General features: G+C 63.7%; 23 protein-coding genes. 9 read left to right on the top strand and 14 right to left on the bottom strand.

The genetic code is table 11. From position 1 onward, the window contains the following. Nucleotides 1-2 precede the first annotated feature (2 nt). From nrdR to glyA, 3 genes are all read right to left on the bottom strand, one after another. The gene (gene nrdR / locus LB535_RS25895) at nucleotides 3-482 is read right to left on the bottom strand and encodes a transcriptional regulator NrdR (protein ID WP_095808301.1); all 480 of its coding nucleotides are present in this window, start codon (nucleotides 480-482) and stop codon (nucleotides 3-5) included. 140 nt (nucleotides 483-622) lie between these two features. After that, nucleotides 623-1,210, bottom strand: coding sequence for a hypothetical protein (locus LB535_RS25890; protein WP_224634239.1), 588 nt, complete (start codon nucleotides 1,208-1,210; stop codon nucleotides 623-625). A 76-nt stretch (nucleotides 1,211-1,286) separates the two neighbouring features. Further along, complete coding sequence (gene glyA, locus LB535_RS25885) at nucleotides 1,287-2,600, bottom strand: serine hydroxymethyltransferase (protein WP_095767688.1); 1,314 nt, start codon at nucleotides 2,598-2,600, stop codon at nucleotides 1,287-1,289. 74 nt (nucleotides 2,601-2,674) lie between these two features. Between glyA and LB535_RS25880 the strand changes: the two genes are divergently transcribed. Beyond that, nucleotides 2,675-3,013 (top strand): hypothetical protein, encoded by a 339-nt coding sequence (locus LB535_RS25880; RefSeq protein ID WP_224634197.1) that lies wholly within the window; start codon nucleotides 2,675-2,677, stop codon nucleotides 3,011-3,013. Between the two features lie 9 nt (nucleotides 3,014-3,022). Here LB535_RS25880 and LB535_RS25875 read toward each other — a convergent pair whose 3' ends face one another. From LB535_RS25875 to LB535_RS25860, 4 genes are all read right to left on the bottom strand, one after another. Continuing rightward, on the bottom strand, nucleotides 3,023-4,276 hold the full coding sequence (locus tag LB535_RS25875) for a murein L,D-transpeptidase (protein ID WP_224634196.1): 1,254 nt from the start codon (nucleotides 4,274-4,276) through the stop codon (nucleotides 3,023-3,025). 479 nt (nucleotides 4,277-4,755) lie between these two features. Beyond that, nucleotides 4,756-5,271: a transcriptional regulator LdtR gene (gene ldtR, locus LB535_RS25870; RefSeq protein ID WP_040983294.1), complete on the bottom strand. Its 516-nt coding sequence runs from the start codon at nucleotides 5,269-5,271 to the stop codon at nucleotides 4,756-4,758. Nucleotides 5,272-5,572: 301 nt separating this feature from the next. Continuing rightward, on the bottom strand, nucleotides 5,573-5,995 hold the full coding sequence (locus LB535_RS25865; protein WP_095767691.1) for a DUF6163 family protein: 423 nt from the start codon (nucleotides 5,993-5,995) through the stop codon (nucleotides 5,573-5,575). Next, complete coding sequence (locus tag LB535_RS25860; protein WP_224634195.1) at nucleotides 5,992-7,035, bottom strand: enoyl-CoA hydratase/isomerase family protein; 1,044 nt, start codon at nucleotides 7,033-7,035, stop codon at nucleotides 5,992-5,994. The genes LB535_RS25865 and LB535_RS25860 overlap by 4 nt, the downstream gene beginning before the upstream one ends. A 177-nt stretch (nucleotides 7,036-7,212) precedes the next feature. Here LB535_RS25860 and LB535_RS25855 point away from each other — a divergent pair, with 177 nt between their 5' ends. The 3 genes from LB535_RS25855 (at nucleotide 7,213) to LB535_RS25845 (ending at nucleotide 10,060) form a co-directional block, all read left to right on the top strand. Then, the gene (locus LB535_RS25855) at nucleotides 7,213-8,025 is read left to right on the top strand and encodes a DUF2066 domain-containing protein (RefSeq protein WP_224634194.1); all 813 of its coding nucleotides are present in this window, start codon (nucleotides 7,213-7,215) and stop codon (nucleotides 8,023-8,025) included. A gap of 218 nt (nucleotides 8,026-8,243) precedes the next feature. After that, on the top strand, nucleotides 8,244-9,275 hold the full coding sequence (gene hemB, locus LB535_RS25850; protein ID WP_224634193.1) for a porphobilinogen synthase: 1,032 nt from the start codon (nucleotides 8,244-8,246) through the stop codon (nucleotides 9,273-9,275). 140 nt (nucleotides 9,276-9,415) lie between these two features. Beyond that, the gene (locus LB535_RS25845) at nucleotides 9,416-10,060 is read left to right on the top strand and encodes a dihydrofolate reductase family protein (protein ID WP_224634192.1); all 645 of its coding nucleotides are present in this window, start codon (nucleotides 9,416-9,418) and stop codon (nucleotides 10,058-10,060) included. Between the two features lie 180 nt (nucleotides 10,061-10,240). Here the strand turns inward: LB535_RS25845 and ppk2 are convergent, their stop codons facing one another. Then, on the bottom strand, nucleotides 10,241-11,161 hold the full coding sequence (gene ppk2, locus LB535_RS25840; RefSeq protein ID WP_095767696.1) for a polyphosphate kinase 2: 921 nt from the start codon (nucleotides 11,159-11,161) through the stop codon (nucleotides 10,241-10,243). Between the two features lie 252 nt (nucleotides 11,162-11,413). Between ppk2 and LB535_RS25835 the strand changes: the two genes are divergently transcribed. Beyond that, a complete protein-coding gene (locus LB535_RS25835; RefSeq protein WP_224634191.1) occupies nucleotides 11,414-12,457 on the top strand; it encodes an aldo/keto reductase in 1,044 nt (347 codons plus the stop codon). Nucleotides 12,458-12,462: 5 nt separating this feature from the next. On the opposite strand, the gene LB535_RS25830 is transcribed toward LB535_RS25835, so the two are convergent. After that, on the bottom strand, nucleotides 12,463-13,434 hold the full coding sequence (locus LB535_RS25830; protein ID WP_140842664.1) for a glycosyl transferase family 90: 972 nt from the start codon (nucleotides 13,432-13,434) through the stop codon (nucleotides 12,463-12,465). 99 nt (nucleotides 13,435-13,533) lie between these two features. After that, the gene (locus LB535_RS25825) at nucleotides 13,534-14,199 is read right to left on the bottom strand and encodes a GntR family transcriptional regulator (RefSeq protein ID WP_140842662.1); all 666 of its coding nucleotides are present in this window, start codon (nucleotides 14,197-14,199) and stop codon (nucleotides 13,534-13,536) included. A 79-nt stretch (nucleotides 14,200-14,278) separates the two neighbouring features. Between LB535_RS25825 and LB535_RS25820 the strand changes: the two genes are divergently transcribed. Continuing rightward, nucleotides 14,279-15,577: an MFS transporter gene (locus tag LB535_RS25820; RefSeq protein ID WP_411969613.1), complete on the top strand. Its 1,299-nt coding sequence runs from the start codon at nucleotides 14,279-14,281 to the stop codon at nucleotides 15,575-15,577. Nucleotides 15,578-15,616: 39 nt separating this feature from the next. Then, on the top strand, nucleotides 15,617-15,991 hold the full coding sequence (locus LB535_RS25815; RefSeq protein ID WP_224634190.1) for a DUF423 domain-containing protein: 375 nt from the start codon (nucleotides 15,617-15,619) through the stop codon (nucleotides 15,989-15,991). A 19-nt stretch (nucleotides 15,992-16,010) separates the two neighbouring features. Here LB535_RS25815 and LB535_RS28910 read toward each other — a convergent pair whose 3' ends face one another. Both LB535_RS28910 and LB535_RS25810 read right to left on the bottom strand, forming a co-directional pair. Then, the gene (locus tag LB535_RS28910) at nucleotides 16,011-16,142 is read right to left on the bottom strand and encodes a hypothetical protein (RefSeq protein ID WP_263483149.1); all 132 of its coding nucleotides are present in this window, start codon (nucleotides 16,140-16,142) and stop codon (nucleotides 16,011-16,013) included. Between the two features lie 57 nt (nucleotides 16,143-16,199). Beyond that, a complete protein-coding gene (locus LB535_RS25810; RefSeq protein WP_224634189.1) occupies nucleotides 16,200-16,343 on the bottom strand; it encodes a hypothetical protein in 144 nt (47 codons plus the stop codon). 176 nt (nucleotides 16,344-16,519) lie between these two features. Between LB535_RS25810 and LB535_RS25805 the strand changes: the two genes are divergently transcribed. Continuing rightward, a complete protein-coding gene (locus tag LB535_RS25805) occupies nucleotides 16,520-17,599 on the top strand; it encodes a LacI family DNA-binding transcriptional regulator (protein ID WP_224634188.1) in 1,080 nt (359 codons plus the stop codon). Nucleotides 17,600-17,648: 49 nt separating this feature from the next. On the opposite strand, the gene LB535_RS25800 is transcribed toward LB535_RS25805, so the two are convergent. After that, nucleotides 17,649-18,884, bottom strand: a complete 1,236-nt coding sequence (locus LB535_RS25800; protein WP_224634187.1) for an OpgC family protein — start codon at nucleotides 18,882-18,884, stop codon at nucleotides 17,649-17,651. A 201-nt stretch (nucleotides 18,885-19,085) separates the two neighbouring features. Between LB535_RS25800 and LB535_RS25795 the strand changes: the two genes are divergently transcribed. Next, nucleotides 19,086-19,751: an alpha/beta hydrolase gene (locus LB535_RS25795; RefSeq protein ID WP_224634186.1), complete on the top strand. Its 666-nt coding sequence runs from the start codon at nucleotides 19,086-19,088 to the stop codon at nucleotides 19,749-19,751. A gap of 114 nt (nucleotides 19,752-19,865) precedes the next feature. Here LB535_RS25795 and sthA read toward each other — a convergent pair whose 3' ends face one another. Beyond that, nucleotides 19,866-21,254, bottom strand: coding sequence for a Si-specific NAD(P)(+) transhydrogenase (gene sthA / locus LB535_RS25790; RefSeq protein ID WP_224634185.1), 1,389 nt, complete (start codon nucleotides 21,252-21,254; stop codon nucleotides 19,866-19,868). Nucleotides 21,255-21,263: the final 9 nt, after the last annotated feature.

Below are 21,263 nucleotides of genomic sequence, written 5' to 3'. Positions count from 1 at the left end.
GATCAGCCGGCGTCCTCTTCGCTTTTTTCCTCGTCGCCCTTCAATTCGCCCAGCAGCTCGTGAAAATCCTTGGCCTCGCGGAAATTGCGGTAGACCGAGGCGAAGCGGACATAGGCAACGTCATCGAGCGACTTCAGCGCCTCCATGACCAGCCGGCCGACCTCGCCCGAGGCCACTTCGGTTTCGCCGGAGCTTTCGAGCTGGCGCACGATGCCGGTGACGGCGCGGTCGATGCGCTCGGGGTCGACATTGCGCTTGCGCACCGCGATCTCGACGGAACGCAACAGCTTGTCGCGGTCGAACGGCACCTTGCGCCCGGACTTCTTGATGACGACGAGGTCGCGCAGTTGGACACGCTCGAAGGTGGTGAAGCGGCCGCCGCAATCAGGGCACACCCGCCGCCGGCGGATCGCAGCGCCGTCCTCGGCGGGACGCGAATCCTTCACCTGCGTATCTTCGGACTGGCAATAAGGGCAGCGCATGGAAAGCCTTGGGTTCGCGATTCTCAGATGGCGGAAGGCTTAGTGCCTTTTGCCGTCTTGGCAAAGGAAAGACCTTTTCTCCCCTTCAGAGATAGCGAGGCGCAAGCACAATTGCCAGCGCCCTGCCAAGGCCGGCAACGTCAGGGCGCGACGTCCTTGGTCGAAAACCCGCAGGACGTGCCGAGATTGCGATAAGCCTTGGTGAAGCCATCCATCGGAATGCTGGCGACGGCCTGTTTGCCGAAAGTCACATCGAGCGAGGTGACCTTGCGCATGGCGCGCAGCAAGGCCAGGCTGGTCTTGGCCTGGTTGTCGACCAACCAGCTCGGGCGGCCGCCGGCGGCGGCGTTGGAGGTGACCGTCGCGGCGACCTTCACGCCGGGGTCGCCGAAGGTCGCGGCGATCTTGTCGCCGGTCGGCAAGGTCTTGTTGTCGATGATGAACATGATGGCCGGATAGGCATCCGGCGGCAGCGCGTCGCCGGTCGAGATCGACAGCGTCAGGGATCCGGCATTGCCGTTGCCGTCGAGGAAAGCCGTCGAGGCGGCGCAGGTCTTGTGCGCGTCCTGCCCGGTATCGAGCGTATCGATGATGGTGGTCCACCTGCCGAAGGTATTGGTGGCGGGCAGATCAGCATCCGGCTTGGTTTCGTCCTGAGCCATCGCGGCGGAGGCGGCGAAGGCGGCAAGCGGGCCAAGCAAAGCCGCAGCGAGACGGGAAGTACGCATCATCGGATCTCCAGTAAGCCGCGCCGCCCAGAGGAGCGGCGCAAGCGCAGGATAAAAGATGACGCGCGGCGCCCGGTCAACCGAGATAGGGATAGAGCGGGAAGCGGTCGGTCAGCGCCGTGACCTTGGCCTTCACAGCGGCCTCGACCGCCGCGTTGCCTTCATCGGAATTCGCCGCCTTCAGCCCGTCCAGCACCTCGGCGATCAGCTTGCCGATCTCGCGGAACTCGGCCTGGCCGAAGCCGCGCGTGGTGCCGGCCGGCGTGCCGAGGCGCACGCCAGAGGTGACGAACGGCTTTTCCGGATCGAATGGGATGCCGTTCTTGTTGCAGGTGATGTTGGCGCGGCCAAGGGCTGCTTCCGCGCGCTTGCCGGTGGCGTTCTTCGGACGAAGGTCGACCAGCATCAGGTGATTGTCGGTGCCGCCCGAGACGATGTCGAGGCCAGTCTCCTGCAGGCTGGAGGCCAGCGCCTTGGCATTGGCGACGATGCTTTCGGCATAGGCCTTGAAGCTCGGCTTCAGCGCTTCGCCGAGCGCCACCGCCTTGGCGGCGATGACATGCATCAGCGGCCCGCCCTGCAGGCCCGGGAACACCGCCGAGTTCATCTTCTTGGCGATTTCCTCGTCATTGCACAGGATCATGCCGCCGCGCGGGCCGCGCAGCGACTTGTGGGTCGTCGTGGTCACGACATGGGCGTGGGGCAGCGGCGACGGATGCATGCCGCCGGCGACGAGACCGGCGATATGCGCCATGTCGACCATGAGGTAAGCGCCGATCGAATCGGCGATCTCGCGGAAACGCTTCCAGTCCCAGATGCGCGAATAGGCGGTGCCGCCGGCCAGGATCAGCTTCGGCTTCGTCTCATGCGCGGTCTTCTCGATCGCGTCCATATCGAGCAGGTGATCGTCCTTGCGCACGCCGTAGGAGACGACCTTGAACCACTTGCCGCTCATGTTGACCGGCGAGCCGTGGGTGAGATGGCCGCCCGAATTCAGGTCGAGACCCATGAACGTGTCGCCGGGCTGCAGCAGCGCCAGAAACACCGCCTGGTTCATCTGGCTGCCCGAGTTCGGCTGGACGTTGGCGAAGTTGCAGCCGAACAGCTTTTTGGCGCGCTCGATGGCCAGTTCCTCGGCCACGTCGACGAACTGGCAGCCGCCATAGTAGCGCTTGCCCGGGTAGCCCTCGGCATATTTGTTGGTCATGATCGAGCCCTGCGCCTCGAGCACGGCGCGCGACACGATGTTTTCGGAAGCGATCAACTCGATCTCATGGCGCTGGCGACCGAGTTCGTTGCGGATGGCGCCGAAGATTTCCGGATCGGCGTCGGCAAGCGTGGTCTCGAAGAAGGATTCGAATTTGGTGGAGGCTGCCGCGGCATTTGACATGGCTTGCTTTCCCTTGGGGCCGGAGGTCTGCGAGGTCGCCGCGCATTAACACAGTTGTTTTCGGCCTGCCACGTTTGCGGCGCGAAATTTGCTGGCCGGTTTGCGTCAAGCCAAGCCTGGCGGATGCTAATCGCGCGGTTCGCGGCTTCAGCATCGCCTCTGAGAAGGTGATTTCGGTGAACAGCTTGCGCGCCGTATGGTCGTTGATGTCGCCACGGCGAAGCATCGTCCCGCAGTTCGGCGCGCTCGGCCTCGATGCCGGCAAGCCTGAAGCCGGTTCGATCGCTGATTTAGTCCGATCATGCGCAATTGAAGGCGCGCCGTCCAGCACCGAGGCTGTCGTTCTGCTTGCTGGCAGTTGCGGCTGGCCTGAACAAAAAAGGCCGCTACGAGAGCGGCCTTTTTCTTCTTAGATCAGATGCTTAAAGCGCGGAGCTGATCTGCAGCTCGCTGGCGCCGTCGAGGCCGTAGATGTCATCGCGGAACTGCACGACGCCCGGGGCGGTCGACCATGCCGACAGATAGAGGAAGTGAACCGGCACCGGGTTGACGACCTGGATCGGGGTGTTCTCGCCGGTCTTGATCGCCGCCTCGAAATGCTGACGGTCCCAGCCGGGCGTGTCGCGCAGGATCCAGGTGACGAGGTCGCGCACATTCTGGACGCGCACACAGCCGGAGGAATCGAAGCGCATCAGCTTGCCAAACAGGCTCTGCTGCGGCGTGTCGTGCATGTAGACCCCGTCCGGGCTCGGGAAGTTGATCTTGACCGAGGCCATGGCATTGTTGCCGCCGGGATCCTGGCGGAAACGGTATTTCGCGGCATCGTCCGTCGACCAGTCGATGGTCATCGGATCGACCTCGCTGCCGTCCGGCGCGAACAGGCGGATGTGGCTGTCCTTGAGGTAGTTCGGGTCCTTCCGCATCAGCGGAATGATGTCCTTGCGCACGATCGAGACCGGCGCGTTCCAGTATGGATTGACGATGATCTCGTTGATCTTCGAGTTCACGATCGGCGTCTGGCGGTCGATCTTGCCGACGATCGCGGTATGGCGAAGCACGACCCGGTCGTTCTCGACGGCTTCGATCTGGGCGCCCGGAATGTCGACCAGCACGTAGCGGTCGCCCAGCGTGCCGGCCTTTTCCTTCAGGCGCTGGAGGTTGGTCTGCAACTGGCCGAGCCGGATCTGCGCCGAGACGTTCATTGCCGTATAAGTGTATTTGCCCATGGCGCCGTCGGCCGGCAGGCCGTGACGGAGCTGGAAGCGCTTTACCGCCGAGTCGACGTAGGAATCGAAGGCCGTCGAAATGCCGGCGCTCTGCGGCAGGTCGCCCGAGACCATCAGGCGCTTGCGCAACGGCACGACATCCGGATCGTCGTCGCCAAGCTGCAATTTCTTGGTGGCCGGAACCTGCTCCCAGCCGCCCTGGGAGACGATGTTCTGGTACTGCGCCACCGCCTGCTCGGTGAAGGCCACCGTCTGCAGGCTGAAGATCGGCAGCGTCGAAGCGACCTTGTTGGTGTCGGTGCCGCGGGCGTCGAACTGGTCGTCCCAGTTGCCGCGGGTCGAGGATTTCAGGATGTCCCCGATCACGTCCTGGGCGCTCGCTTGGCCGGCGACCATTGCGGCGGCAAGCGCGGAGGCTCCGGTGAGGAAGAAACGGCGGCTGGTTCTCATGGCAGACATTCTTGGCTATTCGCTCTCGCTCAATCGCTTGCCGGGCGGCTTGTCCGCACTCTAGGGGTGGCAAACTTAACAATTCGCCAACCAAGACCCGCATCGGTCGGCCGCCAGAAACGCGCTGCCGCAACGCAGGTTCCAAGGAGCGCAAGGCACAGGCCCGCAGCGTCACTCACAAACCGCATTGACCGCGATTATGGCGGCAACGTGGCCTTGGCCCGCGATTTGCATGCGGCGGCAAGGTGAAAGGAAGGGCGGCGATGCTTTTTTGCATCGCGCGATGCTGGCGCGTCCTTGCGAAGTAAGCACCCTGCCCTTCAGGCGCGGAGCTTCAATGCGCAGAGCGGCGGTCAAACTCCCGCAGATGCCCGCCTTCGCCAAAAGGATAGGACCGGTGCGCTTCAAGCACCGATCCCGTACTCTTCTCCCGGTCGCGCTTCTTCGGCGCGGCTTTCCCGTCCCCAATTGCGAAGCGCTTACATCCGGTAAGCGATCGTATCGTTCCAGAAGCGGTCTAGCCGCTGCAGCGCGCGGTTCATCTGCTTGAACTCGTCGGTGTTGATGCCGCCGACCGCCTCGATCGAGCCGACATGGCGCTCGTATAGGCCGGCGACGACGTCGGCCACCTCGTTGCCCTTCGGCGTCAGCGAGACGCGGACCGAACGGCGGTCGATGCGCGAGCGCTGATGGTTGATGAAGCCGAGGTCGACCAGCTTCTTCAGATTGTAGGAGACGTTGGAGCCGAGATAATAGCCACGCGAGCGCAGCTCGCCGGCGGTCAGCTCCGAATTGCCGATGTTGAAGAGCAGCAGCGCCTGGATGGCGTTGATGTCGGAACGGCCGTTGCGGTCGAACTCGTCCTTGATCACGTCAAGCAGGCGGCGGTGCAGACGCTCCACCAGCTGCAGCGATTCCATGTAAAGCGAGCGGATAGCCTCGCGGCGATCGTCGGATACGTTTGCGGTCTTCGCCGCCGGACGCGAATTGATCATTGTCTTTGCCTCTCGTTTGTCGCCTTGGTGATTTTTTGTTTTTCACCTTGATCGCGACACTATCGAATACTCATAAAATTCGACTTAAACGCCAGGGCTAACAAGAGCTTACCGGTAAGAGGTTTCGGAAGACGCTTAACGATCGGTCACCCGAGCAAGAACAATTAACCTAAAGATTTAGCCAATTGATTTTCCAGTGAAACGGGGCCGCGAAATCGGCCCCGAAGGCCGGCCCTCGGCCCGCTTTATGGGTGGAGCATGATGTCGTCCGAAAACAGCTTCACACTTTTCGGCATCATGTTCATTGGCGGAGCCGGCGCTTCTGCAGCCAGATGGTGACGCGAAAGACGATGTAGAGCAAGGCCACGCAGGCGTGCGATACGACGATCAGCAGCCGGTGGCCGAAGAGATCGGGGAAACCGGCATACATCACCGTCTCGGTCGCGGCGCAGATGAACCAGATCACCGGCCCCCACGATGCCAGCATCCAGAGGCCGGCGGCGGCGAAGGGAAAGAACACCGCGAGCATGGCCGCCGCCACCTGCCAGTGCACCGGCATCAGGTCGAAGCGCCACATCTCGCCCGGATAAATGCCGATGAGGCGGATCCAATAGAGGATGCCGAACAACAGGCAGTAGCCGGCGATGACGCGCTGGAACCAGGCGAAGATGACCTCGGTGGTCGAGGGCTGCAGCACCACGCGCCTGGAGGTGACCTCGCTCACAGGACAAGCTCCTTGTCCCCGAGCGGCGCGAAATAGGCGTCGATGTCGGCCGTCCGGACCTCATCCAGTCCTGCCGGTCGCCACTCGGGCTTCGAGCCTTTTTCGATGATGGCGGCGCGGATGCCTTCGTAGAAATCATGGCCGGCAAGCATGCGGTTGAGGATGCGGAACTCCATCTTCATGCATTCGTCCATCGACAGTGTCGAGCCGGCGCTGATCTCGCGCCAGGCGACGTTTAGGCTGGTCGGCGAACGGGTCTTGATCATGGCAAGCGTCCTGGCGGCGAAAGCATCGCCGGCAGCGGCCTCCTCGAGGCTGGCGATGATATCGGCAAGCGAGCTTTGCGAAAAATGGCGTGCGATCGAATCCAGGTCCTGCTGCTCCGTCTCGCGCTTTGCCGGCACGAAGAAATCGCGCAGCTCGGCATTCGGATCGTTGCTGATCGCCAGCTCGTCGAGCAACCCCGCCTGGTCCTGCGCCTTGATGGTGTGCGTGGCAAGCCCCGACCAAAGCGCATCGCCGTAGCGGATGCGATTTCCGGTCAGCCCGAGATACATGCCGAAGGAGCCGCCGAGATCCGGCAGCAAATGGCTGGCGCCGACATCGGGGAAGAAGCCGATGCCGACCTCCGGCATGGCGAACTGCGCGTTCTCGGTCAGCACCCGATGCGAGCCATGAAAAGAGATGCCGACGCCGCCGCCCATGACGATGCCGTCGATCAAAGCGATATAAGGTTTCTTGAAGCGCGCGATGCGGGCATTGAGCCGGTACTCGTCGGCGAAGAAATCGACCGGCGGTTCGCCGGCGCGGCCGGCCTCGTAGATGTGCAGGATATCGCCGCCGGCGGAAAACGCCCTGCCCTCGGCCTTGACGACGACGACACCGACGCCGGGATCCTGTTCCCAGGCGTCCAGCGCCCTGCCGAGCGCCTTGACCATGTTGTGCGTGACGGCGTTGAGCGCCTTCGGACGGGTCAACGTGACAACGCCCGCTCTGCCCAGCCGCTCGAAGCGGATCTCGTCGCCTCCGCCAAAATCCATCACCAGAGAATCCCTCTCTCCGCCCGCCGGGGGAGAGAAGTGCTAAAGGCGGCATGGAGACGCGTCAATGGCGGCGGTTACTGGGGAGCGCTCCTTGCGCTGGCGGGCGGCAGCGCCAGATGTTAGGTAACCGGCAAAGCACTGTGCCCGCGCCCGACAGGTTTCGAGCAGATCGACATGCCTGGAATTTCCCGCTTCGCGGTTGGATTGGTCGGTCTCCTATGTCTGGGACTGCCCGTCCGCGCTGCGACAATCGCCGAGCTCTACCAGGCGCAGGCGATCGTCACCGGCACCGGCGAGGCAAATCGCGAGATCGGCTTCAAGGATTGCCTCGACAAGGTGCTGGTCAAGGTCTCGGGCGACCAGCGCCTGACGCAGAAGACGGAGATGCTGGCTCTGCGCGACAAGGCGGCCGACTTCGTGCAGTCCTTCCGCTATCACGACCGGCTCGAAGGCATCCCGATCCATGACGAGCAAGGCACGCATGACAGGCCGCATGATCTCACCTGCCTCTACAAGCCAGCTGTCATCGACAAGCTCCTGGCGCAGCTCGGCAGCAGGCCCTGGCTCGGCGAGCGGCCGCCTATCGCCGTCTTCATGACCGCCGAGCAGGGCTCGCGGCATTTCATGCTGACGGCGGATGAGGACCTGGGCAAGACCATGAGGGAATCCTTCGCCAACGCCACAAGTCCACTGCTGATGCGCATTGTCTTTCCAAAGGCCAGCCAGCTCGGCGGCCTCGACGAAAAGGCGCTCGCGGCCGCCGATATGGCAAAGCTCGACAAGCTCGCGAAGAAAGCGGGAGCGGCCCGGGCGCTCGCCGGCAGCATCGTGTGGAGCGACAAGGAGCTTGGCTGGATCGCCGACTGGCGGCTGGACGATCGCGGCAGGACCTACCGCTGGCAGGCGCGCGGCGTCAGCTTCGACGAGGCGTTCCGTGTGGCGATCAGGGGCGCGGCGCAGATTTTGTCGGGGCACGGGCAACCGTGAGGCTTCCTCGTCCCACGCAGTGGGGAGAGGTGGCTCGGCGAAGCCGAGACGGAGAGGGGAGCGCCCTACGAAGGCCCCCTCTCCGTCCGCTTCGCGGCCACCTCTCCCCCGCCTTTGGCAGGGGCGAGGAACTCGCGCTTCGACGCTGGCACAATCGTGTCGCATTGGTCAGCAGCGGAGACGCGTGGTAAAAGCCGGCGCAAAAGAGAGTTTCGGCGATGAACAAATTCACTCCCGCAAAGCCCGCCGGCGCGCGCAGCGTCGACGAGATCACCGGCAGCCGGCGGCTGCGGCGCATGCGCAAGGCCGACTGGTCGCGACGGCTGGTGCAGGAGAACCAGCTTTCGGTGAACGACCTGATCTGGCCGATCTTCGTCATCGACGGCAAGAACACGCGCGAGCCGATCGCCGCGATGCCGGACGTCTATCGCCTGTCCCTCGACCTCGCGGTGAAGGAAGTCGAGCGCGCGGCCAAGCTGGGCATCCCGGCCATCGCCACCTTCCCCCATGTCGAGCTTGCGCTGCGCGACCAAACCGGATCGCACATCCTCGACCCCGACAATGTCATCAACCGCGCCACGCGCGCCATCAAGGACGCGGTGCCGGAGATCGGCATTATCACCGATGCCGCGCTCGACCCGTTCACCAGCCACGGCCATGACGGCATCCTGCGCGACGGCATCATCGTCAATGACGAGACGGTGGAGCAGGTCGCCGCCGCGGCCGTCATCCAGGCGGCGGCGGGCGCCGACATCATCGCGCCTTCGGACATGATGGACGGCCGCATCGGCGCCATTCGTGACGCGCTCGATGCCAACGGTTTCCAGGACGTGGCGATAATGTCCTACGCGACGAAGTTCGCCTCGGCCTTCTACGGGCCGTACCGCGAGGCGGTCGGCACCGCCGGCCTGCTCAAGGGCGACAAGAAGACCTACTATATCGACCACGCCAATTCCGACGAGGCCGTGCGCGAGGCCGAGCAGGACCTCGCCGAGGGCGCCGACATGCTGATGGTCAAGCCCGGCCTGCCCTATCTCGACATCATCCGCCGGCTGAAGGACGAGCTGCGGATGCCGACCTTCGCCTATCAAGTGTCGGGCGAATATTCGATGATCAAAGCAGCGGCCGCCAATGGCTGGATCGACGGCGAAAAGGCGATGCTGGAATCGCTGCTTGCGCTGAAGCGGGCGGGCTGTGACGGCGTGCTCACCTATTTCGCGCCGGTGGTGGCGCAGATGCTGAGGGGATAAGCCCCCGACTGATCTGATGCTGTTGGATAACCGGCCGGCCACTCTGCCGGCCGGATTTTTTTGCCCGATAGAATACTGATTGCAAAATGCAATCAGTTGAGCTATTCCGCTTGCATATCACAACTGATCAGGAGGAAACCGTGTCCAAGCTCCGTGTTGATTGTTTTACGCTCTCGCTCGACGGCTACGGTGCCGGTCCCGACCAGAGCCTCGCCAGCCCGCTCGGCGTCGGCGGCGAAAACCTGCACAAATGGATGATCAAGACCCGCTCGTTCTACCAGATGATCGGCAAGGAAGGCGGGACGACGGATACCGATAACGATTTTGCGGTACGCAGCTTCGAGAATGTCGGCGCCTGGATTCTCGGCCGCAACATGTTCGCGCCGAGCCGCGGCGAATGGCCGGACGACGATTGGAAAGGCTGGTGGGGCCCCAACCCACCCTATCACGTGCCGACCTTCATTCTGACGCATCACAAGCGCGCGCCGATCGAGATGGAAGGCGGCACGACGTTTTACTTCGTCACCGAAGGCATCCATTCGGCGCTCGAGCAGGCGAAGGCAGCCGCCGGCGGCAAGGACGTGCGCGTCGGCGGCGGCGTCTCGACCGTCCGTCAATATCTGCAGGAGAGCTTGATCGACGAGATGCATCTGGCGATCTCGCCTGTCCTGCTCGGCTCGGGCGAGCATCTGTTCGCCGGTCTCGACATGCTGAAGCTGGGGTATCAGTGCACGGAACAGGTTGCCACGGCGGATGCCACGCATGTGATGATCGGGCGGGCGTAGGCCAAGCTTCTCCTTCTCCCCTTGTGGGAGAAGGTGGCCTCGCGAAGCGAGGTCGGATGAGGGTGCTCCAGCTTGGCGACGAGCTGGAAATCGTCACCGCCTCATTTCTTCCAACACCCCTCATCCGTCTCGGCGCTGCGCGCCGATCCACCTTCTCCCACAAGGAGAGAAGGAGGGCGCTCAATACTTCTCCGGCACGTAGAGTTCGCGCGGCAGGACCTGGCGCTCATATTCTGGGTTGAAGACGCGCTCCGGCAGCGTGATTTCCTCGTGCGGAACCTCCTCATAGGGCATCTGCTGCAACAGATGGTCGATGCAGTTCAGCCGAGCCCGCTTCTTGTCGTTGCCCTCGACGATGAACCAGGGCGCTTCCGGAATGTTGGTGCGGGCGAAGGTCTCTTCCTTGGCCTTGGTGTATTGCTCCCAGCGCACGCGCGACTGCAGGTCCATGGGCGAGAGCTTCCACTGCTTCATCGGATCGTGGATGCGCATCAGGAAGCGCATCTGCTGCTCCTCGTCGGTGATCGAGAACCAGTATTTCACCAGGGTGATTCCGGAACGGACCAGCATGCGCTCGAATTCGGGCACGTCGCGGAAGAACTCCTCGACTTGGTCCCCATTGGCAAAGCCCATCACCCGCTCGACGCCGGAGCGATTGTACCAGGAGCGGTCGAACAGCACGATCTCGCCGCCCGCGGGCAGATGCGGCACGTAGCGCTGGAAATACCATTGCGACTTCTCGCGCTCGGTCGGCGCCGGCAATGCCACGACACGGGCGATGCGCGGATTGAGCCGCTGCGTGATGCGCTTGATGACGCCGCCCTTGCCGGCGGAATCGCGGCCTTCGAAGACCACCACCAGCTTCTTCTTGTGGTAGGCGACCCAGGACTGCAGCTTGATCAGCTCCGACTGCAGCCTGAGCAGCTCGCGAAAATAGGTCATGCGCTCGATGGAGGGCGGATGCGACTTCTTGTAGATCTTGGCGATCTCGAGCGAGAGCGCCGGCTCGGACAGCTCCAGCTCATAGTCCTCGTCGAGCGTATCCTCGAGCTCGGCCTCCAGCCAGTCCTTGGCTCCGGAATTCGGTTTCAGTTCATTCATCGCGCTGCTCCGTCTGCCTGTCAGCCATCACCGCTTCGGAAGCTCCGGCCGGACACTCCGTAAGCCGACTGAGATACAGAGGCGCAATGACGGTTTTATTGCAATCGCCCGGCAGCTGCATCGACATGGAAGATATGTGATCGACCCCGTATCGATAGCGGGGCGACAAGCGGCGGGAATTGTCCTACAAATCCCTCGCCTCTTTCCGGCGCTCGCCACAGCGCTTCTTCAAAACAAATTGCGAGGACCGACATGGAATACCGCACGCTCGGCCGATCCGGCTTGAAAGTCTCGACATTGACGCTTGGCACCATGACTTTCGGCGGCACCGGTCCGTTCGCCGCCGTCGGCAATTCGGATCTTTCGGCAGCCAAACGCATCATCGACACCTGCATCGATGCCGGCATTAACCTCATCGACACCGCAAACGTCTATTCCAGCGGGTTGTCGGAAGAGATCATCGGCGAGGCGCTTGGCGGCAAGCGCAAGAACGATGTGCTGATCGCCTCGAAGGCGCGCATGCGTATCGGCACCGGCCCCAATGACGAAGGCCTGTCGCGCCATCACCTGATCCGCGAGTGCGAAAGGAGCCTGAAGCGGCTCAGGACCGACGTCATCGACGTCTATTTCGTCCACCAATGGGATGGGCTCACCCCGGTCGAGGAGACGGTCGCGGCGCTCGACACCTTGGTCAATCAGGGCAAGATCCGCTATATCGGCTGCTCCAACTGGTCGGGCTGGCAGGTAATGAAGGCTCTTGCCGTCAGCGACAGCCGCCATCAGGCCCGTTTCATCACTCAGCAGATCCACTACACGCTGGAAGCGCGGGAGGCCGAATACGAATTGCTGCCGATCTCGGTCGACCAGGGCCTCGGCGTGCTCGTCTGGAGCCCGCTTGCCGGCGGACTGCTCTCCGGCAAATACCATCGCGACAGCCCGACCGCGCGCCAGATCGGCGGCTGGACGGAACCGCCGATCCGCGATGAGGATCGCCTGTGGCGCATTGTCGACGTGCTCAACTTCATCGGCAAGGCACGCGGCGTTTCGGGCGCGCAGGTGGCGCTTGCCTGGCTGCTCGGCCGACCGGCCGTAAGCTCGCTGGTGATCGGCGCGCGCAACGAGGCGCAGCTCAAGGACAACCTCGCCGCGGCAAGCCTGTCGCTCACCGAGGACGAACGGCAGCGTCTCGACATCGTCAGCCGGCCGCCGGTGCTTTATCCCTATTGGCACCAGCAGTTCACGGCCAGGGATCGTTTCGGGCCGGCCGACGAGGTGCTCGACCGCTCTCACGCTTAAAACGCTCAGCCGGCGATAAAGCGCCAGACTTCCGCGTCGGGCTTAATCTGCCCGCTCAGCACGAAATATTTGTAGAGGACGAGCAGCGAGATCGCCTGCTCGTCCTGCTCATTGCCGAATCTGCGGCAATAGGCATTGGCGGCGGCGGTTATCCGTCCCGCCTCGTCGGGATGTTTTTCGAAATAGGCCACCTTGTCGAGCAGGTCGGAGAAATCCGGCTGCAGGGGCACATAGTGGACGTTGGGCTCGACCTGGGCTTCGGCGAACCAGGTTTCGTAGGTCGGTTCCGGCATGAGGCAGAGTGAATTGGAGCTCATGATCCATTTCAGGTTCGTCGCGACATCATTGCCTTCGAGCGAGACGATGTAGCGATACTGTCGCTGCTGCTCGATGTTCAGGAACGGCTTGCGGTATCCGTCCGGCGCATCGGCCCTGTGGGAACCCGCATCGCAAATCGGCAGGTCGGCGGCTTTTTCGACGAAGCGGGTGCGAATCGGATTGTTGAGATGACCGCGCCAGACCACCATCGGACGCTTGGCGGCGAAAGACAGGTTGTCGGGCGGCATGTAGAAGTGACGGAACTTGTTCAGCTTCATCAGCACGCCGTTCGCATTGTCGTCGCCGATGGGCCGGTCCTTGACGATCCTCGGGAACTCCGGAACCCCGACAACGTCGCCGAATTCGAAATCGATCAGCAGGCCGGGATCGAAATAGCGCGCGAATTCCTTGAGGTCGTAATAATACATGCTGGAAGAGGACGGCAGCTTGCCGACGGCTACGGCGTCCGGACTGGGCACGAACGGGTGTTCCAGCTTGTTGTAGTAGTTCAGCCGCTCGCGAACCGTCTTGCCCGAAAGCATGGCCTGTTCAAGCCGGCTGGCGAGGCGGTCGCGAAACAGGGACTGCGGTGCGCGGTCGCGCGCGAAATTGCGCGCGTAATAGAACAGCTTTGCGGCGGTTCGAGAGAGTGTGGCCATACGTCCGCGAGTTCAGCAAGTTCCCCTCGTCTCCTACAGCATTCTCCCGGCCACGTTGCAAGCCCGCTAATGCAACCGGCGTTGTGTCGACGCTTTCCCTCAAGCCGCGACCACGGCAAACCCGCGTGCGCGCAAACCGCGCCGGTCGTCATGCAATGAGGTGACCAGCCGATCTCGGCTGCCGGCGATGTGAGCGGAAAGCAGTCGCGCCGCTTCATCGGCATCGGCGCTCCTGACGGCGGCGAGGATGGCATGATGTTCGGCCCAGGCACGGCCGAGCGCCTTCTCATCGCGCACCTCCAGCCAGCGCGCACGCGACAGCCTGGTCATCGCGTCGCGCACTGCCCTGAGCAGAAACTCGTTGCCGGAAAGCCTTGCCAGTTCGATGTGGAAATCCAGGCCGACGCGATGCCACTCCTCGCGCGGCGTCTCAGCATCGCAGGAATCGAGCATCGCCGCGATCACGTCGATGCCGCCACGGTCTTCGAGCGCCGCCGTGAGGCGAACCGCCGCGACTTCGACCGCCTCGCGGTAGACGGCGATCTGCCCGAGTTCGGCAAGGTTGATTGGCGCCACCGTCCAGCCGCGGCCGTCGCGGCCGATCAGCCCTTCCGTCTCCAGGCGCAGCAATGCGGCCCGCACCGGCGTGCGCGACGCGCCGAAGCGGCTCTCGATCCAGCGCTCGGTCAGCCGCTCGCCCGGTCCGATCTCCAAACCGAGGATCATCTCGCGAAGCTGTCTTTCGACATTTTGCATCTGCGACATTTGTCGTCCCGTTTTCCAAGCCGCGTTGACGGCGCTCGCATTGACAGTAGCGAGTGTCAGGTCCATGACGGATACCAGCTTGGTATCCCAAATTGGTATCCGCAACAACCCCAGCATTGGCACGCATGACATGACGCCCAAGGAACCCGAACAGAGCGGCTTCAACATCCATTGGCGACGCAATCTCGCCGTCTGCTTCGCCGGCTCGTTCAGCACGCTTGTCGCCATGACGCTGCTTCTTCCGTTCCTGCCGCTGTACGTCGAGCAGCTCGGCGCCGAAGGCCACGCGGCGATCGTGCAGTGGTCGGGCATCGCCTATGGCGCGACCTTCTTCGCGGCCGCGCTGGTCGCGCCTTTGTGGGGACGGCTGGGCGACCGCTACGGCCGCAAGCTGATGCTGGTACGCGCTTCGTTCGGCATGGCGATCTGTATGTCGCTGACCGGCATGGTTGAGAGCGTCTGGCAGCTGGTGCTGCTTCGATTGCTGATCGGTTTTGCCGGGGGTTATTCATCGGGTTCGACGATCCTGGTGGCGATGCAGACGCCCAAGGAGCGCTCCGGCTGGGCGCTGGGCGTGCTGGCGGCGGGCATCACGGCGGGCTCGCTGGTCGGACCGCTGCTGGGCGGTCTGCTGCCGCCGCTGATCGGCATCCGCGCCACCTTCCTGCTGTCCGGCGCCGTCATTTTCCTGGCCTTCCTGGCGACGACCTTCCTGATCAAGGAGAATCCGCCGGCGCCCAAGCTCGCCTCGACGACGAAGCCGAAAAGCGGCTGGTCGCAGATCCCCGACAAGCGGCCGATCGTCGCCATGCTGGCCACCGGCATGCTGCTCGCCTTCGCCACCATGTCGATCGAGCCGATCATCACCGTCTATGTGCAGCAACTCATCGAGGACCAGAGCAAGGTGACCATGGTTGCGGGCGTCGTCATGTCCGCCGCGGCGCTCGGCACCATCCTGTCCTCGTCCTGGCTGGGAAAACTCGCCGACCGCGTCGGCCACTGGAACGTCGTGGTCAGTGCGCTGGCGGTCTCGGCATTGCTGCTCATTCCGCAAGCCTACGTCACCAATGGCTGGCAATTGATCGGCCTGCGCTTCCTGATGGGCCTGGCGCTGGGCGGACTGTTGCCTTGCATCACCAGCGTGATCCGCCACAACATCCCTGACGGGGTCGGCGGCAATGTGCTTGGCCTGGCGATTTCGGCGCAATATGTCGGCCAGGTCGCGGGGCCGCTGTCCGGCGGCTTCGTCGGCGGGCATTTCGGTATGCGCTCGGTGTTTCTGGGCACAGCGGTGCTGATGGCGCTGGGTGCTGCCTACAACTGGATTGTCGAGTCGCGCCGGGCACGGCATATGCTGCTGGAAGCCGGCGAATCCTAACCGGCGCCTCCACCTCAACCGCAGCATGGAGCATCCAGGATGAGCCTTACTGGGCAAGCATCAGACGGCGGGAGCCGCGTTCTCGTGCTGGCAGCCGCCCTCGTCGGCGCGGCCGGAGTGGCGCTGTCGGCGACGGCGGCGCATCGCGGCGGCGCCTTCACCGGCACGGCGGCCAATTTCCTGCTGATGCATGCGCCGGCGTTCCTTGCCATCGGCCTTGCCGGCGGCAATCGCTGCCTCAGAATCGCCAGCCTCGTCCTGCTCGCGGGCCTGCTTCTGTTCTGCGGCGATCTGCTCGCCCGCGACTTTCTCGGCTCGCGGCTGTTCCCGATGTCGGCGCCGATCGGCGGTACACTTTTGATCGCCGGCTGGGTAGCGATCGCCGTCTCGGCGCTGTGGCGTCCTCGGCCGTAGGTATTTCCGGCGAGCGTTTTTAATCGGCGCGCCGCTTGTGCTTGCGCGCAGGCAGGTCGTTGGCGCGGCGCCGCTCGGGCTGCTCGGTTCCGCGCGTGATGCCCCAATAGTTGCGGTAGATGTCCTGAAAAAGATGACCAATCGGATGCATGACTGCTTCTCCTCAAGTTGAATCGATCCAATGCGTGGACACGAAAATGGCCACGGTTCAGCCGCGCTTGCGCTCCACGAGGAAGTGCAGTTCGCGGCGCCAGGGACCCACTCTGCCGCGCCGCTTCTGGCTAATGGCCGCCGAGGCGATGCCCCAGTCGTTGCCGTAGATGTCCTCGAACAAGTAACTCACCGGATGCATGGCACCCTCCTGTTGAAACCGCTCCGTCAAAAAGCGAGCGGACTTGGATCGATTCAAATCATAGGCCCCAATCACGCGAAGTCAAGCAGGATTTGAATCGATCCAACAAAAATGTTAGATGACCAGCAGCAATTCAGCGGTCATGTTCTTCCCGTGACCGGATTCGGAGGAACGACATGGCATCACTCCTCGAAGGCCAGGCAAGACCGATCAGGCTGGCCGACATCGCCAAGGCCGCCGGCGTCTCGCATGGCACGGCCTCGAATGTTTTCAGCCGTCCCGAGATCGTGCGCGCCGAAGTGCGCGAGCGGGTCAAGGCGGTGGCGGAGCAGATGGGTTATGCCGGTCCAGACCCGAAAGGCCGCTTGCTGCGCGCCGGCAAGGTCAACGCCATCGGCGTCGCCACGACCGAGCCGCTCTCCTACTTCTTCGACGATCCGTTCGCCCGCGTGATGATGGCCGGCATTTCTGAAGCCTGCGACGCCACCGGCGCGGGCATCGCGCTGGTCTCGGCCGCCAACCAGGAAAAGCTCGCCTGGAACATTCAGAGCGCGCTTGTCGACGGCTTTGTGCTGTTCTGCATCGAAGGCGGCTCGCGGCTTGTCGACCTGACGCGCGAGCGCAGGTTGCCCTTCGTCGCGCTGGAGCTCGGCTTCCAGGACGAGACCGTGTCGGCCATCGGCGTCGACAATGTCGCCGGCGCCAGGCTCGCCGCGCGCCATCTCGCCGAGCTTGGCCATCGCCGTTTCGCCGTCCTGTCGCTGGGCTTTGCCGACAATCGCATCGGCTTCGCGACACCGGAAGCGGTGCGCAGCGCGGTCTACACCGGAACGCGCGATCGCCTTGCCGGCTATTTCGAGGAGCTTTCCCGCTTCGGCATCGATACGGCGAAAATCCCGGTCTATGAGACCGAGAACGAGGAAAAAAGCACCAGGGCCGGCCTCGAGGCGATCTTCGCCATCGGGGAGCCGCCGACCGCCATCCTGGCGATGTCGGACCGCATGGCCCTGATCGCCATCGACTGGCTGAAGGCACGCGGCCTCAACGTTCCCGGCGATGTCTCCATTGTCGGCTTTGACGGCGTGCCGGACGGCGCGCTGAGCACGCCGCCGCTGACCACCATCGCCCAGCCGATCACCGAGATCGGCCGCCGCGCCGCGCGCATGATTCTCGACCATGATGGCGCGGTGCGGCGCGAGACGATGGGCGTCGAGTTCGTCGTCAGAGGTTCGACCGGGCCGGCACCGAAAGCCTGAGTGGGTTCAGGCAATTCGGATAGATCGCAGGCATTTCCTTGCCCTGCGGTCAGTAGCCGCCCGCCCGCGCCGGCAGCGGCTGCACGCCGAATGTCACACGCGCAGGCTCCTCGCGCACCGGCTTGGCGCGGGATGGGCCGAGGCTCGCAAGCCATTCGAGGTAGAGCGCAAGCGCGAGCTGCATGGCGATGCCTGCCGCGATCAGCAGCGTGTCGTAGGCCGGGCCGCCCGGGTTGATCAGCTTCAGCACCTGCGCCACCATGGCAAGCAGCGTGCCGGCGATGAACACCGGCAGCGAGCGCTTGCCCAGGATCGCGAGCGGATTGTCGGGCCGGACGCGGAAGAGGTTGGAGACCGCCGGCAGCGCGACGATCAGGTAGCTGACCGCAAGAATGTGCAAGAGCCGCGGCAGCGACAGGAAGGTCTTGTCGAAGCCGCCGATCACCACCGGCAGGTTGAACCAGGTGATCTGACCCCAGAGCGGAGTGTGCACCCAGATCGCCGCGCCGACCACATAGATGCCGGCGGCACCCAGCAGCCACGGATTGACCGGGATGCGCCCGCCGCGCTTCACATGCAGCATGGCGGCAAGGCCGATGTTGAACAGGAACTGCCAGGACAGCGGATTGAGGAACCAGAGGCCGGGCTCCGGATAGTTCGGCGGCGCGATCTGCCAGATGCCGGCGACGAGCCACAGCAGGCCGGACGCGATCAGCGCCGGCACGGGCCGATAGCTGACGAACAGCACGAACGCAGGCGCCGCCAGGAGCAGCGCCGCATAGACCGGCAAGATGTTGTTGTAGCCGAGCTGGTGGCCGAGCGTGACGATGCCGAGCAGCGCCTGCGGCGTGTTGCGCATCAAGGGTTCTATGTTGATCATCGCCAGCATTTCCGGCCGGTGCGCGAACAGCGCGGCGGCGCTAAACAGCGCGATCACCACCATGGTGATGACGATATGGGAGATGTAGAGCACCCCGGCGCGCCGCCACATCTTCAAGGTCGCGAGCAATCGGCCGCCCGGCTTGAACTTCGTGCCGTAAGCCAGCGCCACCGAGATGCCGGAGATCAGCACGAAGGCTTCCGCCGCGTCGGAAAAGCCGAAATTCTTATAGGTCCAGTTCTCGAAGACGGTGCCAGGCACATGGTCGACAAAAATGGTGAGCAGCGCGAGCGCGCGCAGCACGTCGATACGTGTGTCACGATCGATACGTGTGTCACGATCGTTGATGCGCATATCGCGCTTTCCGACACGCTTATCGCGGTCGTTGGGAACAGGGGTGGTCATCGACAAAAGGCCTCAAAGCTGGTTGTTCATAGCCAGCAAATGCGACCCCCGGGGCGCACCGCTTCGATTCCTCCCACGGGGGGAGTGTATCGGCGGAAAAACGGCCCGAATTGCGCCTGGTTCAATCAACTTTCGCGGAGCGCGAAAATATTCCGTTTTGAAGCCGGCAAATCAATGAATCTCTTATGGAATCAAATGGATATGAGCGCTTCCGAATATAGCGATAAAAACAGTATCCTGCGCCGGGACCTCGCCTTTCCTTACCGTCTGCTGAGGCCGGCGAACCCAAGCGGCGAGTGCCTGTTCGTGCTGCACGGGTCAGGTGTCGACGAGACGACGATGCTGCCGCTGGCAAGGCAGATCGCGCCGCGTTCGGTGATCGTCGCGGCGCGCGGCCGCATTCCACAGGAGGACGGATTTCGCTGGTTCGAGCGAATCACGCCGACCAGTTTCGAGCAGGTCTCCATCCATGCCGAGACGGCCGCCTATGCCCAGTTCGTGACGGACGTCGCGGAGGTGCAGCGGCTCGATCTGCAACGCGCGACCTTCCTTGGCTATTCGAACGGCGCCAACGTCGTCTCCAGCCTGATCCTGCTCCATCCCGGCATTGTCAGACAGGCAGCGCTGTTGAGGGCGATGCCGGTGCTCGACATCTCGCCGATGACCAACCTCGGCGGCAGCCGCGTGTTGATCATTGCCGGTGCCGCCGACCAGACCTATGGCCCTTTCGCCCCTGCCCTGGTGACGCTGTTCAGCGAACGCCAAGCCGAGGTCGACGCGCGCATCGTCGCCTCGGGCCACGAGTTTGGCGATGCGGACGCCGCGATCCTGCGGCAGTGGCTGGCAGCGCCTGTCGAGGTCGCCTGACTGGGCCAGGCGGGGCCCGGTGCGGCCATCAACGATCGACCATCCCGGCATGTTATAGGAACATCGTCCAGACACGCGTTGAGGGGGCTACTCGACCGGCCTCGCCCGATCCCCTCACCCATGTCCCATCCGGTTCCAGGCGTCCAGGCCGGCGATCTTGTAGGCTTCGGCCAGTGTCGGGTAGTTGAAGGTGTTGTTGACGAAGAAGTCGACCGTGCCGCCGAGATTGATCACCGCCTGGCCGATATGGATGAGCTCGGTGGCGCCCTCGCCGACGATGTGGGCGCCGAGCAGGCGGCGCGTCTCGACCGAGAACAACAGCTTCAGGAACCCGGTGCTGACGCCCATGATGTGGCCGCGCGAGGTTTCGCGAAAACGCGCCAGGCCGACCTCGTAGGCTGCGCCGCTGTCGCGCACCTGCTCTTCCGACAGGCCGACCGTCGAAATCTCCGGCACGGCGTAGATGCCATAGGGAAAGCTCTCCGGCGGCGGCGGCAGGTGAACCCCGAAGGCGTGGCAAGCCGCCACCCGCCCCTGCTCCATCGACGTCGAAGCCAGGCTCGGGAAGCCGATAACGTCGCCGGACGCGTAGATGTTCGGCACGCTGGTCTGGAAAGTCTGCGGATCGACCTTGATGCGGCCGCGGGCATCGGCCTCGATGCCGACCGTGTCGAGGCCGAGGCTGGCGACGTTGCCGGTGCGGCCGGCGGCGTAGAGCACCATCTCGGAACGGATGGTGCGGCCGTCGGCCAGCGTCACCTCGGCATGGTCGGGCTTCGAGGCGATCTCCTTCACCGTGCTGCCGAGGCGGATGGTCATGCCGCGGTCGCGCATCTGGTGGATGAAGTCGTCGACGATCTCGCGATCGATGAAATCGAGGATGGTGTTGCGCGGCTCGACCAGTGTCACCGGCACGTCGAGGGCGGAAAAGATGGTGGCGTATTCGACGCCGATGACGCCGGCGCCGATCACCGTCAGCGTGCGCGGCAGATGATGGAGCTCCAGCATCTCGTCGCTGTCGAAGACGCGCTTCTTGTCGAAGGGCACGTCGGCCGGGCGGTGCGGCCTGGTGCCGACGGCGATCAGCGCGTTGGCGAATCCGACTTCGCTATAGTCGCCATTGTCGGCGGTCAGGCTGACCTTGTTCGGCGTAAGGAACTTCACCGCGGCGCGCACGCTCTTCACCGTGTTGCGCATGAACTGGTGCTGCAGCACCTCGACCTCATGGTCGAGCGTCTTGTGCAGCCGGTCGACCAGATCCGAGATCGAAATGTCCTGCTTGACCCGGTAGCCGCGTCCGTAGAAGCCACGTTCGCGCCAGCCCGAGAGGTTGAGCACCGTCTCGCGCAGCGTCTTCGACGGGATGGTTCCGGTATGCACCGAGACGCCGCCAAGGCGCCGGCCCCTGTCGACCACCAGCACCGACTTGCCAAGCTTGGCCGATTGCACCGCGGCGCGGCGCCCCGAAGGGCCGCTGCCGATGACCAGCATGTCGTAGTCCATGTCCCGTCC

Source organism: Mesorhizobium sp. CA10 (assembly GCF_020165285.1).
GTDB lineage: Bacteria > Pseudomonadota > Alphaproteobacteria > Rhizobiales > Rhizobiaceae > Mesorhizobium.
The sequence above is the reverse complement of the archived record's forward strand: the minus strand, read 5'-3'. Positions and strand labels throughout refer to the sequence as shown.

Coding starts and splice junctions, on each gene's coding strand:
- nrdR (WP_095808301.1), bottom strand. CDS start 482: ATGCGCTGCCCTTATTGCCAGTCCGAAGATACGCAGGTGAAGGATTCG.
- LB535_RS25890 (WP_224634239.1), bottom strand. CDS start 1,210: ATGCGTACTTCCCGTCTCGCTGCGGCTTTGCTTGGCCCGCTTGCCGCC.
- glyA (WP_095767688.1), bottom strand. CDS start 2,600: ATGTCAAATGCCGCGGCAGCCTCCACCAAATTCGAATCCTTCTTCGAG.
- LB535_RS25875 (WP_224634196.1), bottom strand. CDS start 4,276: ATGAGAACCAGCCGCCGTTTCTTCCTCACCGGAGCCTCCGCGCTTGCC.
- ldtR (WP_040983294.1), bottom strand. CDS start 5,271: ATGATCAATTCGCGTCCGGCGGCGAAGACCGCAAACGTATCCGACGAT.
- LB535_RS25860 (WP_224634195.1), bottom strand. CDS start 7,035: ATGGATTTTGGCGGAGGCGACGAGATCCGCTTCGAGCGGCTGGGCAGA.
- LB535_RS25855 (WP_224634194.1), top strand. CDS start 7,213: ATGCCTGGAATTTCCCGCTTCGCGGTTGGATTGGTCGGTCTCCTATGT.
- hemB (WP_224634193.1), top strand. CDS start 8,244: ATGAACAAATTCACTCCCGCAAAGCCCGCCGGCGCGCGCAGCGTCGAC.
- ppk2 (WP_095767696.1), bottom strand. CDS start 11,161: ATGAATGAACTGAAACCGAATTCCGGAGCCAAGGACTGGCTGGAGGCC.
- LB535_RS25835 (WP_224634191.1), top strand. CDS start 11,414: ATGGAATACCGCACGCTCGGCCGATCCGGCTTGAAAGTCTCGACATTG.
- LB535_RS25830 (WP_140842664.1), bottom strand. CDS start 13,434: ATGGCCACACTCTCTCGAACCGCCGCAAAGCTGTTCTATTACGCGCGC.
- LB535_RS25825 (WP_140842662.1), bottom strand. CDS start 14,199: ATGTCGCAGATGCAAAATGTCGAAAGACAGCTTCGCGAGATGATCCTC.
- LB535_RS25815 (WP_224634190.1), top strand. CDS start 15,617: ATGAGCCTTACTGGGCAAGCATCAGACGGCGGGAGCCGCGTTCTCGTG.
- LB535_RS28910 (WP_263483149.1), bottom strand. CDS start 16,142: ATGCATCCGATTGGTCATCTTTTTCAGGACATCTACCGCAACTATTGG.
- LB535_RS25810 (WP_224634189.1), bottom strand. CDS start 16,343: ATGCATCCGGTGAGTTACTTGTTCGAGGACATCTACGGCAACGACTGG.
- LB535_RS25805 (WP_224634188.1), top strand. CDS start 16,520: ATGGCATCACTCCTCGAAGGCCAGGCAAGACCGATCAGGCTGGCCGAC.
- LB535_RS25800 (WP_224634187.1), bottom strand. CDS start 18,884: ATGACCACCCCTGTTCCCAACGACCGCGATAAGCGTGTCGGAAAGCGC.
- LB535_RS25795 (WP_224634186.1), top strand. CDS start 19,086: ATGAGCGCTTCCGAATATAGCGATAAAAACAGTATCCTGCGCCGGGAC.
- sthA (WP_224634185.1), bottom strand. CDS start 21,254: ATGGACTACGACATGCTGGTCATCGGCAGCGGCCCTTCGGGGCGCCGC.